The organism is Streptomyces guryensis, assembly GCF_021261325.1.
Classification (GTDB): Bacteria; Actinomycetota; Actinomycetes; order Streptomycetales; family Streptomycetaceae; genus Streptomyces; species Streptomyces guryensis.
In genome coordinates this window covers 341,141-353,869 of record NZ_JAJSBI010000001.1, presented here as the reverse complement: position 1 = coordinate 353,869, position 12,729 = coordinate 341,141, and the positions used below count along the sequence as shown (strand labels likewise).

Genomic DNA, 12,729 nt, shown 5'->3' with positions numbered 1-12,729 from the left:
TGCCGCCCGTACCGGGGCGGCCCCTTTCAGCACAACAGCCCCCGAAAACGCAAAGATCCCGCCGGATCGAAACGATCCGGCGGGATCTTGATTGTGGAGCTAAGGAGAATTGAACTCCTGACCTCCTGCATGCCATGCAGGCGCTCTACCAACTGAGCTATAGCCCCTTGCTTGGTCCTCCGGGGTTTCCCCCGGCGGCGACGCCAACATTACACGGTCCACCGGGTGGAACACCAAATCGTTTCCGTCGGCTCCGGACCGGCCGACGGCGTCAAGCGGTGACGAAGGAGTAGAACCGTTTGAGGGTGCAGTGTTCCTCCAGAAGTCGGCCGTAGATCGGCTCGCCCTCCAGCTCGCGGTACGTCTCGATCGGGTCGCCCTTTATGATCAGCGCCCGCGCGCACTCCTCGCACCAGTACTGGTAGTCGGGGTTGACCGGCTCCATGTCGCGGACGATCGGCGTACCGCTGCCGCACCAGTCGCACTTTCGCCTGTGTGCACCCATCGATCAGCTCCAGCTGTGGCCGCAGGCCGTGCACACGTAGGAGATTCCGCCGTTGTCGCCGAGGACTTGGGCGACATGGACGGAACCGCAGGAAGGGCAGCTCAGACGGGTGACCGTGTCCCGTGTCGACGCCGCTTCGAGGAGGTGGCCGACCTCCTCGAGGATGCTCGCAGGCATCACTGCTCCCTCCCGTCGGGCCGCGCCCCCTTCCGGCCGTTTGATTCTGCCACGGCCGGACCAATACGGTCAGCGACGCCTCAGTACCAGTCCGGACACGGCGCCTTCGCAGAGGTATACGCCTCCTGGGCCGAAGTGACTCAAGTCGGTGCCGGAACATGAAAAAACCCGCCCCCACTGGGGACGGGATCTTCATCGACCGATCTGTGGAGCTAAGGAGAATTGAACTCCTGACCTCCTGCATGCCATGCAGGCGCTCTACCAACTGAGCTATAGCCCCTCGCGTACCCCCCGCTTGGCGGGGCGAACGAGTAGAACTCTAGCCTGCGACCTGCCGGAAAGTGAAATCCGGGTGAGCGACCGCCGGGACGTCAGTCGTCGTCGCCGAGCACCGGCTCCGGAAGCGTGCCGGCGTTGTGCTCCAGCAGGCGCCAGCCGCGGGCGCCCTCGCCCAGGACGGACCAGCAGCAGTTGGAGAGACCGCCCAGGCTCTCCCAGTGGCGGGTCTCCAGGCCCAGGAGGCGCCCGATGGTGGTACGGATCGTCCCGCCGTGGCTGACCACGACGAGCGTGCCTTCGTCGGGGAGCTTCTCGGCGTGCCGCAGCACGACGGGGGCCGCACGCTCGGCCACCTCGGTCTCCAGCTCGCCGCCGCCGCGGCGGACCGGCTCACCGCGCTTCCACGCGGCGTACTCCTCACCGTGGCGCTCGATGATCTCCTCGTGCGTCAGCCCCTGCCAGGCGCCCGCGTAGGTCTCGCGCAGGCCCTCGTCATGGGTGACGTCCAGGCCGGTGAGTACGGCGAGCTCGGCCGCGGTGTTCGCGGCGCGCTGGAGGTCGGAGGCGACGATCGCGTCGGGCTTGAGGGAGACGAGCAGCCGGGCGGCGCGGCGGGCCTGGGCGAGGCCCGCCTCGGTGAGCGCGACGTCCGTGGAGCCCTGGAAGCGGCGCTCCACGTTCCAGGAGGTCTGGCCGTGGCGCCAAAGGATGACGCGGCGGCCGCGGCCGGGCCGCCCGGCGTACACCTCGCCGGTGGCGCTCATCACCACTCACCGCCCAGGTCGGACGCCTCCTCGGCGGCCCGCAGCTTGGCGTGCTCCTCAGCCTTGCCACGGGTGGCCTTCGCGTCGGCGGGCAGCTCCAGCTCGGGGCAGTCCTTCCACAGCCGCTCCAGGGCGTAGAAGACACGCTCCTCGCTGTGCTGGACGTGGACGACGATGTCGACGTAGTCGAGCAGGACCCAGCGGGCCTCGCGGTCGCCCTCGCGGCGCACCGGCTTGGCGCCGAGCTCCTTCTGGAGCCGCTCCTCGATCTCGTCGACGATCGACTTGACCTGGCGGTCGTTGGGCGCGGAGGCCAGCAGGAAAGCGTCCGTGATCGACAGGACGTCGCTGACGTCGTAGGCGATGATGTCGTGCGCGAGCTTGTCGGCGGCCGCCTGGGCGGCGGCGGTGATGAGTTCGAGAGAACGGTCAGTGGCGGTCACTACGTGGCTTTCGGTCGGTGGTCACTTGACCTCAAGGGTCTCACGGCCCGCCGGGAGCACCCCACGTGATTGAGGGATCACGTCGGGCGCCCGCCGGGTGCCGGGACGAAGGCTAGGACGACGGCCGGTAGTTCTGGCCGAGGGTCACCGAGACGTTCGCGTTCCCGGTGACGCTGCCCTTGGTGACCGAGCCGGCGGGGAGGCCCAGGGTCTGGGCGACCTCGGCGGCGTTCTCCTTGTCGGCGGCGTCGCCGTAGACGACCTTGGACGTGGCCGAGGCGGTCGAGGCGGTGCCGCCCTCCAGGAAGGTGAAACCGCCGTTGAGGAGGACGACACGGGCCTTCTCCGTGTTGTCCTTCACACCGCTGGCGTTCTGTACGGAGACCCGGACCGCGGAGCCCTGGTCGGGGCTCTTCGCGGAGCCGCCGAGGACGTCCTTGACCACGCCGGCACTGGCCTGCTCGCTCAGCGTGCCGTCGTTCTGGACGGGTAGCAGGGCGGTCTTGTAGTCGCCGCCCTTGGCCAGGTCGGCGAGCTTGGCGAGGAAGGTGCCGAGGTCCTTGTCGGTCAGCGACGGGTCCAGGATCTGCGCCAGCGTCTGCACGGTGGTCGTCGCCGCCGTCGGGTCGGACGACAGCTTGCGCAGCGTGCCCTGCATGACCTGGCCGAACCGCTCCAGCTGGGCGTTCTGGGCCTCGCCGGACGCGCGGTAGGTGGCGTAGGCGACCGCCATCTTGCCGCTGAGGGTCTGGTCCTTGCCCTTGTGGACGAGGGGAGCGCTGCCCTTCTTCGTGGCGGCCGGGTCGGGTACGTCGGCGTCGGTGTCGACGTCGATGTTGCCGACGAGGTCGACGAGGTTCTGCAGATAGGGGGTGTCCAGGCGCCAGGTGCCCTCGATGTTGGTGCCGAGGACGGTGTTGAGGGCGTCGCGGGTGCCGGAAGAGCCGTCGTCCTCGACCGACTTGGCGAGAGTGGACGTGTTGCCGTTGTCGTCCGTGAGGGCAAGGGAGTTGGGCAGCAGGACGGTGGTGCCCTGCTTGGTGGTGGTGTTGTCGACGAGCAGCGCCGTCGAGGTGCCGCCCTTCTTGGTGTTGTGCAGGTGGACGACGATCACGTCGCGGTTCTGGGCGCCCGCGGCCGTCGCGGTGCCGGTCTTGGACTTGGCTGACGACGACAGACCCGGCAGCTTCCCGGCGTACCAGAGGTAGCCCACCCCGCCGACCGCGACCAGCGCCAGGACCACGACGAGGGCGACCATCCGGCTGCGGGCGCGGCGCTTGGCCTCCTCGCGGCGCTCGGTGCGGTTCTCGGTGAAGTTCAGCCAGTCGATGACGTCTTCGGATTCGGCGTCGGGATCCTCGACGAAGGCGAACTGCTCGGTGTGGTAGTCCCGTTCGGGCCGGGGCGGGGCCTTCTCGTCCTGGGCCGGCTCCGCCGGGCCGGCCTGCTGCGGGATGTAGGCGGTCTGCTCGGCGACGACACGGGGTTGCTGACCGCCGGCCGCGGCCTGCCCGTAGGGGTCGTACGGCGCCCCGGACGGGCCGCTCTGGTGCGAACCGGTTCCGTAGGGGTCGTAGGAGGGCACGGGCGGCTGCTGACCGGTGCCGTAGGGGTCGTACTGCTGCGGGACCTGCTGCTGGCGGCCGGTGGCGTACGGGTCGTACCCGTAGCCCTGCTGCTGCGGGTACGGGTCGTACGGCTGCTGGGGAGCCTGCCCCGGCGCGGCCTGGCGGTAGATGGGCCGGCCGTACTCGTCGTAGCCGACGAGTTCGTACTGCTCGTCGTGGTCGCCGCCGTAGCCCGCGTCGTATCGGTCGTTCACCGGTGCCCCTCTCGGCTCACTCGCCGCGGTACAGCTCGCGCTTGTCGATGTAGCGCACGACTCCGTCCGGCACCATGTACCAGATGGGGTCTCCCTTGGCGACTCTCGCACGGCACTCGGTGGAGGAGATGGCCAGCGCGGGAACCTCCACGAGAGAGACACCGCCCTCCGGGAGACCGTGGTCGGTCAGGTGGTGGCCGGGTCGGGTGCACCCGATGAAGTGCGCGAGGGAGAACAGCTCCGCGGTGTCCCGCCAGGTCAGCAGCTGTGCGAGGGCGTCGGCGCCGGTGATGAAGAAGAGGTCCGTGTCGGGATTGAGCGCGCGCAGGTCGCGCAGGGTGTCGACCGTGTAGGTGGGGCCGCCGCGGTCGATGTCGATACGGCTCACGGAGAACTGCGGATTCTCGGCCGTCGCGATGACCGTCATCAGGTAGCGGTCCTCGGCCGGGGAGACATGGCGGTGGCTCTTCTGCCACGGCTGCCCGGTCGGGACGAACACCACCTCGTCCAGGTGGAACTGCGCGGCGACCTCGCTGGCCGCCACGAGGTGCCCGTGGTGGATCGGGTCGAACGTTCCGCCCATGACGCCGAGGCGGCGCTTGCCCGGGTTCGACGGCCCGTTGCCGGGGCCGCTCTTCGGGCGGGGTTCCGTGCCGATCACCGCGTCCTTCGCCGGACCGGTAGGCATGTCCTGCTCTCCCATGCGTGCAGACCCTACCGGCCCGGCCTGAGGACACCGGCCCGAGGATGTCCCGAGTGCCCCGCTATGGGCATCGGGCGCCTCAGCGGTCGCGGTTGAAACGGGTGGTGATCCACAGCAGGAGCAGCAGGATGAACAGCGCGCTGCCGCCGGTGACGTAGGGGCTGAGGCTCTCGTGGTTGCCACCGCCCTCGCCCTCGGCGGCAAGGGTGGCCAACTGGGCGGCGGTGCTGTGGAAGCTCATCTCGACAGGACCTATCGGTGTGGGCGGGATAAAGATGTCGGCCCATCGTAAGCGGGCGCCTCCCGGGCGATCACCCCGACTCCGCTGTCGGGGAACCCTGGACGGTCGTCAGTCGTCCTTCTGCTTGTAGCCCCGCAACAGGAACCACCCGGTCAGCGCACAGCCCACCATCATCACGACCAGTACGACCCGGAGCAGATTCCCCGGCCCTTGGTGCTGGGCGGCGCTCGCGGCCTCGGCGAGCCAGGCGGCCGCGGGGGTGTGCTCCATGGTTTCGGACTCCTTCGGTGTAGTGCCCGTCCACGGTAACTCCGCCTAGGCTGGGGCTTGCTTCGGGGGCGCAAAGGGCCGCACAAAGGTCCGCAAAGGGTCACTCTCACGCACATGGGGGAAGACATGTCCGACGACGGCCACGAGCAGAACGGCCACGAGCACGTACCGAGCAGGCAGCGCAGGCGTTTCCCCGGGATCTCCTCGCGTGCGTACGAGCACCCGGCCGACCGCAGCGCGCTGGTGGCGCTGCGCAAGCTGAGCGGCTTCGACACGGTCTTCAAGGCGCTCAGCGGGCTGCTGCCCGAGCGCAGCCTCAGGCTGCTGTTCCTGTCCGACTCGGTGCGCGTCTCGGACCAGCAGTTCGCCCACCTCAACGACATGCTGCGGGACGCCTGTTACATCCTGGACCTGGAGACGGTCCCGCCGATGTACGTCAATCAGGACCCGCAGCCGAACGCGATGTGCATCGGGCTGGACCAGCCGATCATCGTCGTCACGACCGGGCTCGTCGAGCTGCTCGACGAGGAGGAGATGCGGGCGGTCGTCGGCCACGAGGTGGGCCACGCCCTGTCCGGGCACGCGGTGTACCGCACGATCCTGCTGTTCCTGACCAACCTGGCGGTCCGGGTCGCCTGGATCCCGCTCGGCACCATAGCGATCATGGCGATCGTCACGGCGCTGCGCGAGTGGTTCCGCAAGTCGGAGCTGTCCGCGGACCGTGCGGGACTGCTGGCCGGGCAGGATCTGCATGCCTCGATGCGCGGCCTGATGAAGATCGCGGGCGGCAACCATCTGCACGAGATGAACGTGGACGCGTTCCTCAAGCAGGCCGAGGAGTACGAGGAGGGCGGCGACCTGCGCGACTCCGTGCTGAAGATCCTGAACCTGCTGCCGCGCTCGCACCCGTTCACCACCATCCGGGCGGCCGAGCTGAAGAAGTGGTCCGAGTCCCGGGACTACCAGCGGATCATGGACGGCCACTACCCGCGGCGCACCGAGGACAAGGACACCTCGGTCTCGGACTCGTTCAAGGAGTCCGCGGCGAGCTACGCCAGCAATGTGAAGAGCTCCAAGGACCCGCTGATGAAGCTGGTCAGCGACATCGCCGGCGGGGCCGGGGGCATCGGCGGGCGGATGCGGCGCGGGTTCGACGGCTTCACGAGTCCGGCTCCGGGGCAGGAGGACGAACCGCCGACGGACACTCCGCCGCGGGATCAGGACTGACCGACTCCGGGCGACCGCAACGCCCTGAGGGGCGCGGGGCTGTATCGATTTGCGGCTCCGCCGCGTGGGCGCGACAAGCCCCCACCGCGCCGCAGCAGAACAACCGACCCCGCGCCCCCGTCACACCTTCGGCTCCGCCCCAGTGGCCAACGTCCCGCAGAGGGCCGTGGCGCCGCCCGTGGCGTAGGGGTCGGTGCCGGCGGGGCCGCCCGCCCTGGCCGTCTGTCCGGCCAGCAGCGGGTGGAAGTGGTTGGTCGAGTCCTCGGCGCAGGACAGCGGGCCGGCCTGGACATAGGAGACGACGAGCTGGGCCTGGTGCAGACGCAGGTCGTCGTGGTCGAAGCGGAAGTGCAGCTCGCGCCGGACGGTGAACAGGGAGGCCGGGGCCTTGGCGTCGGCGCCGGTCGGCCGCAGCGCGTAGACGAAGGTGTGGTCCGCGGTGACCTCGAGGGTGGCCGAGTCCGTCTCGGTGGCCTGCAGCGAGCCCTGGACCCGGATCCTGCCGTCGGCGAGCTGGGCGCGGGTCTGGTCGAAGCGAACCAGCCAGCCGGTGGGCTGATGCCGGCCGTCGGCCGTCGGGTGCTCGAAACTCTGGTCGAACTGGTCGAGTTGGCTTCCGTCGAGCATGACGCGCGCGGCGCGGACGTCCTGGCTGCTGAGCACCTCGGGGTAGAGCGAGGAGCGGACTATGTAGTCCTTGGCGGTGGTCAGGGCGGCCACCACCTGGCTGTCCGAGAAGTGCGCGGTGCGCCGCACGGCGGGCAGCGGTATGCCCTCGGCGCCGACGCGGAACTGCGCGGCGGGGCTGTGCGCGTACAGGTACTCGGGATCGGCCGCGCCCGGCACCTTGCCCTGCGGGGAGAGCGGTATGACGGTCATCCGCAGGGGCTCGACGGGCTGCCGGGCGGCGGTGCTCTGGTAGGGGTGCCGTACACCCATGTAGATCGCGGTGCCGAAGGCCACGGCTATCAGCAGGACCAGGACCAGGGCCTGCCGGGACAGACCTCTGTGCAGTGGCGGGCGACGGCGCACGGCGGGCGCGTGGTCGGCCATGCGTTCCCGCGCTGAGAACTCCTGGAGGCGGGCAGCCCGGACGAACGACTCGTCGAAGACGACGGATCGGTATTCGTCCTCTCCTCCACCGCCGGGGGCGCCCTCAGGTATCCCCTCAGGTGGGTCTCCAGGCCCTCCCATATATTCAGGGTAGGTCTCCGGGAGCCCCGGTAAACGCCCTGCTACACGACAACTTCTGACAGGTTCTCACCAGGTTCGAAAGTGAGCGCGAAGGGGGCGTCGAGGGCGCCGCTCAGGGGCTGGGCGGGATGACCGAGAGCGCTGGCTGAGAGTGATCGGCGGAAGCGGAGGGCCGTGCCGCGCTGCCCTGTCCCAGGCCGGTCGAGGCGGGCGGCGGGGGCACCTGGTCCCGGTTACTCGAGGAGGCGCCCCGGTAGACCGCGGCGAAGGCCAGCGCGACCATGCCTATGCCCATCACGAGGGCGAGCATCCAGGCGACCGGGCGGTGCCAGCGGACCTGTTTTCCGTACGTCCCCGGGGCGCCGTAGCGGCCTTCCAGGATGTCGGTGTCGTCCGGGTCGTCGAGCTCGGGATCATGGCCGAAACCGGAGGGGTCGTATCGCTCGCCCCTGCCGTGGGCCCGGCGTGCTTCCGCCTCGGAGGCCTCCGCTCTCGCCTGGGCGGCGGCAAGGAGGCGTTCGACGGCGGTCGGCTCGTGCACCACGGCCGCCCGTACGAAGGCCTCGTCGAAGACCACGGAGGCGAACTCTTCGTCCGACACCCCGCGGTCGTGGTCGTCGTCGGGCTCCCAGCCGTCAGGGAACGGCGTGCCCCCCACGTCCTCCGGCACGGATCCAGAGTAGACCTGGGGGGTCATTTTGGGCAGACGGTATGGAAATTCATCCGCGCCGGATGTGGCCGTCCCCCGTGACGATGTACTTCGTGCTGGTCAGCTCCGGCAGACCCATCGGGCCACGCGCGTGCAGCTTCTGCGTGGAGATGCCGATCTCCGCGCCGAAGCCGAACTGGCCGCCGTCGGTGAAGCGGGTGGAGGCGTTCACGGCGACGGTGGTGGAGTCGACGAGCTGGGTGAAGCGGCGGGCGGCCTGCTGGGAGGTCGTCACGATCGCCTCGGTGTGACCGGAGGTCCACAGCCGGATGTGCTCGACGGCCTTGTCCAGGGAGTCGACGACGGCGGCGGCGATGTCGTAGGAGAGGTACTCGGTGTCCCAGTCCTCCGGTGTGGCCTCGACGACGGTCGCCTTGGACTCCTTGGCGTACGCCAGCACCCGCGGGTCGGCGTGGACGGTCACACCGGCCTCCGCGAGGGCGTCCAGGGCGCGCGGCAGGAACTCGGGAGCGATGTCCTGGTGGACCAGGAGGGTCTCGGCGGCGTTGCACACGCTGACCCGCTGGGCCTTTGAGTTGATCAGGATGTCGATCGCCATGTCGAGGTCGGCGTGCGCGTCGACGTAGACGTGGCAGTTGCCGGTGCCGGTCTCGATGACCGGGACGATGGACTCGGAGACGACGGTCTGGATGAGCGAGGCGCCGCCCCGGGGAATCAGCACGTCGACCAGACCCCGGGCACGCATCAGCTCGCGCACGCTCTCGCGGCCCTCACCGGGTACGAGCTGTACGGCGTCGGCGGGCAGTCCGGCGCCGCCCACGGCGTCCCGGATGACCCGCACGAGGGCGGTGTTGGACTCGTAGGCGGAGGCCGAGCCGCGCAGCAGGACCGCGTTGCCGGACTTCAGGCAGAGGACGGCGGCGTCGACGGTGACGTTGGGGCGGGCCTCGTAGATGATGCCGACGACGCCGAGCGGGACGCGGACCTGGCGCAGGTCGATGCCGTTCGGGAGGGTCGAGCCGCGCACGACCTCGCCGACCGGGTCGGGCAGGGCGACGACGTCACGCACGTCGGAGGCGATGGCACGCACCCGCTCGGGGGTGAGCGTCAGCCGGTCGATGATGGCCTCGCTCGTGCCGGCCTCACGGGCCTTGGCGATGTCCTTGGCGTTGGCCTCGACGATCTCGCTCGTACGGACCTCCAGGGCGTCCGCGATGGCGGCCAGCGCGTCGTCCTTGACCGCGCGCGGCAGCGGGGCGAGGTCGGCGGCGGCGGCCTTGGCGCGGTAGGCGGCCCGGTTGACCGGGGACATGGAGTCGTACGGCGAAAGCGTGGTCATGAGGGAAGGGTAGTGCGCCGGACGGCCCGTCCAGCAGCTGTTCCAAACCCCGAGACCGCCCTTTGCGCCTGAACCGGCGCCGCTCCCGCGGACCTGGTTGCTCGCCGTCGGGGTTCCTCAATCGATGGTCACGGTCCGTGGTGGGATCAAAACGGGTGCACGCCGACTGGGGTTGCGGGCGCCGGGCCGTAGCCCTCCGCGATCCGCTGGTGGTATGTCTCGCGGTCGATGACCTCCAGGCCGACGATCTCCCAGGGCGGCAGCTTGGAGGTCTGGCGGTGCTCGCCCCACAGGCGCAGGGCGACGGCGGCCGCGTCGTGCAGGTCGCGGGCCTCCTCCCAGTAGCGGATCTCCGCGTGGTCGCCCGCGTACCGGCTGGTCAGCAGAAAGGGGTGGTCGTGGGCGAGCTGCTCCAGGCCGCGCCGCACCTCCTTCAGGGGGGCCTCCTCGCCGGAGACGCTGAGGGTGACATGCCACAGACGCGGCAGGTCGGCCGGCTCCTCGTACCGGTCGCCGGCCGCGACGCTGGTCAGGGCGCGCTCCTCGCCGGCCGCGCGGGAGGGGGCGCCGTCACGGGACGCCGCCGCCCCAGGGCGCACTCGTCTCACGACGGCCTCCTTCACGCAGTGATCGACTGGTGGACGTGCGGAATGTATCCCTGAGACAAAGTTGAGCAGGCCGCAAGGGCTCATGGGGCGGTTTTGCGGAACGTCCACCTCAGGACGGGCCGATTTACGGGGCGTTCCCCCCGTTTTCGGCCCGGGGGTGGGGCGCCCCCGGGAGCAGGCCGTCGGCTGGGGGCCTTGGAGGGGCGCCCGGGTGGCAGCAGCCGTCCAGAGCCGGGGGGATCAGCCACGGGCGTCAGGGGCCGCCCCAGGACCCGAGGACCGTCTCCGGGCCGCCCCAAGGGCCGGAGGATCGCCCCCGGGAGCCAGCAACCACCCCAGGGCCGGAGGATCGCCCCCGGGAGCCAGCAACCACCCCAGGGCCCGAGGATCGCCCCCGGGAGCCAGCAGCCGACCAGGCGCCCGGGGGCAGCCCCGAGACAAAGCAGCCCGACCGAGGCCAGGGGGAACAGCCCCAGGACAAAGCAGCGGCCGGAGGCCCGAGGACACCCCGGCAGAACGCGGCGGCCGCAGGCTCCGGATCAGCCCCGGGGCAAAGCCCCCAACGACGGCCCCGGCGCCAGCCCCGGAACAAAGCCCGGCCCGAGGCCGGGGGATCCAGCCCCGGAAGACAGCAGCGACCGGGGGCCAGGGGGCCACCCCCGGGAAACAGCAGCAGACCGGGAGCCGGGGCCACCCCCGGGAGAGTGCAGCGGCCGGAGGCCCGGCGGGCCCCCCGAAAATGCAGGCGCCCGGCGCGTGTCAGGGCTGCAGGAGCACCAGGTCGTCCCGGTGGATGACCTCGCGTTCGTAGGCCGGGCCAAGTTCGCGGGCCAGTTCACGCGTCGAGCGGCCGAGGAGCTGGGGGATCTCCTTGGCGTCGAAGTTCACCAGCCCGCGGGCGACCGCGCGCCCCTCCGCGTCCCGCAGTTCGACCGGGTCCCCAGCGACGAACTCGCCCTCGACCGCGGCGATTCCGGCCGGCAGCAGCGACTTGCGCCGCTCCACGACCGCCCGCACCGCCCCGTCGTCCAGCGTGAGCGAGCCCTGCGGGGTGGAGGCGTGCTGCAGCCACAGCAGCCGGTCGGCGGAGCGCTTGCCGGCAGGGTGGAAGTAGGTGCCGGTGTCCCGGCCCAGCAGCGCGTCGGCGGCGTGGATGGCGCTGGTCAGGACGACGGGGATGCCGGCGGCGGCCGCGATCCGGGCCGCCTCGACCTTGGTGGCCATGCCACCGGTGCCGACACCGGCCTTGCCCGCGCTGCCGATCTCGACGTGCGCGAGATCCTCCGGCCCCCGCACCTCCGCTATCCGCGAGGTGCCGGGCTTGCTCGGATCGCCGTCGTAGACGCCGTCGACGTCGGACAGCAGCACCAGCAGGTCGGCGTGGACGAGGTGGGCGACGAGAGCGGCGAGCCGGTCGTTGTCGCCGAAGCGGATCTCGTCGGTGGCAACGGTGTCGTTCTCGTTGACGATCGGGAAGGCGCCCATCGCGAGCAGCTTGTCGAGGGTGCGGGAGGCGTTGCGGTGGTGGGCGCGGCGGCTCATGTCGTCGGAGGTCAGCAGGACCTGGCCGACCCGGACGCCGTGCCGGGCGAAGGAGGCGGTGTAGCGGGCGACCAGCAGGCCCTGGCCGACGCTCGCGGCGGCCTGCTGGCGGGCGAGGTCCTTGGGGCGGCGGCGCAGGCCCAGCGGGGCGAGCCCCGCGGCGATGGCGCCGGAGGAGACCAGGACGATCTCCTTCTCTCCGCCGCTGCGGCTCTTGGCGAGGACGTCCACGAGCGCGTCGACGCGGTCGGCGTCCAGGCCGCCGGACGCGGTGGTCAGCGACGAGGAACCCACCTTGACGACGATTCTGCGGGCCGAGCTCACGGCCTGCCTTGCCCCTGCCACCTTGTTCTTCCGTCCCCTCGCACGCTCAGGCTTCCCCGCCCGGCAATCTACGCGAAGGGGACCGCTCCCCGCGCGCCGGTCCAGTCCCCGGACAAGCGCCACACAGCCATCCCGACCCGGCGCAACTGTACGAGGAAGCCGACTTCAGCGGCCTGGTCGGCGGCCATCTGAAGCACTTCGAGCGGTTCACGGTGTTCCTGGACGGAAACGGCCTGGAGAACACGTTCACCCACAGCAGCGGCGGCGCGCCCTTCGAGGCCCGCATGCGCTCGCCGGACTTACCGGCCGGTGTCCGCCCCTGGAACGACCCCGGCCGCGCCTCGCTCACCTCACACTTCGGCTGGCTGCAGAGCCGTATCAGTGAACTGCCGCTGGACAACGCCCAGTTGAAGCGCGAGCTGGAGCGCAGCGCCGCCAAGCCCGGTACGGCGGCCCAGTCGGCGTCCGTCCACCGGCAGCCCCGTCGGCGTCCGTCCACCGGCGGGCCCGGCGGGTGGTGGGGCGCCGATCCGGCGGGCGATGCAGTCGGGACGACACCAGCGTCGGCCGGTCACCCCGCGGGGTGTGCCGCGATGTGCCGTCGTCCGTCTGCGGACTCGT

General features: G+C 70.7%; 14 protein-coding genes and 2 tRNA genes. 1 reads left to right on the top strand and 15 read right to left on the bottom strand.

Translation table 11 applies throughout. The annotated features are described in order from the left end of the window. Positions 1–94: 94 nt before the first annotated feature. The 10 genes from LJ657_RS01625 to LJ657_RS01580 form a co-directional block, all read right to left on the bottom strand. Positions 95–167, bottom strand: a tRNA-Ala gene (locus tag LJ657_RS01625). Between the two features lie 104 nt (positions 168–271). After that, entirely contained in the window at positions 272–505 is a 234-nt protein-coding gene (locus tag LJ657_RS01620; RefSeq protein ID WP_003976229.1) for a hypothetical protein, read from the bottom strand. 3 nt (positions 506–508) lie between these two features. Further along, positions 509–682 (bottom strand): hypothetical protein, encoded by a 174-nt coding sequence (locus LJ657_RS01615; RefSeq protein WP_107057459.1) that lies wholly within the window; start codon positions 680–682, stop codon positions 509–511. Positions 683–889: 207 nt separating this feature from the next. Beyond that, positions 890–962: transfer RNA gene (locus LJ657_RS01610), tRNA-Ala, on the bottom strand. Positions 963–1,053: 91 nt separating this feature from the next. After that, the gene (locus LJ657_RS01605) at positions 1,054–1,725 is read right to left on the bottom strand and encodes a histidine phosphatase family protein (protein WP_232646262.1); all 672 of its coding nucleotides are present in this window, start codon (positions 1,723–1,725) and stop codon (positions 1,054–1,056) included. Beyond that, positions 1,725–2,168 carry a ribosome silencing factor gene (rsfS, locus tag LJ657_RS01600; protein ID WP_232646261.1) on the bottom strand — a complete coding sequence of 148 codons (444 nt, stop codon included), beginning with the start codon at positions 2,166–2,168 and terminating at the stop codon, positions 1,725–1,727. Before rsfS ends, LJ657_RS01605 begins: the two co-directional genes overlap by 1 nt. 112 nt (positions 2,169–2,280) lie before the next feature. Then, positions 2,281–3,990, bottom strand: coding sequence for an LCP family protein (locus tag LJ657_RS01595; RefSeq protein WP_232646260.1), 1,710 nt, complete (start codon positions 3,988–3,990; stop codon positions 2,281–2,283). 16 nt (positions 3,991–4,006) lie between these two features. Next, on the bottom strand, positions 4,007–4,693 hold the full coding sequence (gene nadD, locus LJ657_RS01590) for a nicotinate-nucleotide adenylyltransferase (RefSeq protein WP_232646259.1): 687 nt from the start codon (positions 4,691–4,693) through the stop codon (positions 4,007–4,009). A gap of 79 nt (positions 4,694–4,772) precedes the next feature. Continuing rightward, on the bottom strand, positions 4,773–4,934 hold the full coding sequence (locus LJ657_RS01585; protein WP_232646258.1) for a hypothetical protein: 162 nt from the start codon (positions 4,932–4,934) through the stop codon (positions 4,773–4,775). 108 nt (positions 4,935–5,042) lie between these two features. Next, positions 5,043–5,204 carry a hypothetical protein gene (locus LJ657_RS01580; RefSeq protein WP_232646257.1) on the bottom strand — a complete coding sequence of 54 codons (162 nt, stop codon included), beginning with the start codon at positions 5,202–5,204 and terminating at the stop codon, positions 5,043–5,045. 126 nt (positions 5,205–5,330) lie between these two features. Between LJ657_RS01580 and LJ657_RS01575 the strand changes: the two genes are divergently transcribed. After that, positions 5,331–6,431 (top strand): M48 family metallopeptidase, encoded by a 1,101-nt coding sequence (locus LJ657_RS01575; protein ID WP_232646782.1) that lies wholly within the window; start codon positions 5,331–5,333, stop codon positions 6,429–6,431. 120 nt (positions 6,432–6,551) lie between these two features. Here LJ657_RS01575 and LJ657_RS01570 read toward each other — a convergent pair whose 3' ends face one another. The 5 genes from LJ657_RS01570 to proB form a co-directional block, all read right to left on the bottom strand. Then, a complete protein-coding gene (locus LJ657_RS01570) occupies positions 6,552–7,625 on the bottom strand; it encodes an SCO2583 family membrane protein (protein ID WP_232646256.1) in 1,074 nt (357 codons plus the stop codon). Between the two features lie 112 nt (positions 7,626–7,737). Beyond that, positions 7,738–8,295: an SCO2584 family spore wall biosynthesis protein gene (locus LJ657_RS01565; protein WP_443735547.1), complete on the bottom strand. Its 558-nt coding sequence runs from the start codon at positions 8,293–8,295 to the stop codon at positions 7,738–7,740. Positions 8,296–8,344: 49 nt separating this feature from the next. After that, positions 8,345–9,634: a glutamate-5-semialdehyde dehydrogenase gene (locus tag LJ657_RS01560; protein ID WP_232646254.1), complete on the bottom strand. Its 1,290-nt coding sequence runs from the start codon at positions 9,632–9,634 to the stop codon at positions 8,345–8,347. Positions 9,635–9,780: 146 nt separating this feature from the next. Then, positions 9,781–10,233: a DUF8830 family protein gene (locus tag LJ657_RS01555; protein WP_232646781.1), complete on the bottom strand. Its 453-nt coding sequence runs from the start codon at positions 10,231–10,233 to the stop codon at positions 9,781–9,783. A 768-nt stretch (positions 10,234–11,001) separates the two neighbouring features. Beyond that, positions 11,002–12,129 (bottom strand): glutamate 5-kinase, encoded by a 1,128-nt coding sequence (proB, locus tag LJ657_RS01550; RefSeq protein WP_232646253.1) that lies wholly within the window; start codon positions 12,127–12,129, stop codon positions 11,002–11,004. Positions 12,130–12,729: the final 600 nt, after the last annotated feature.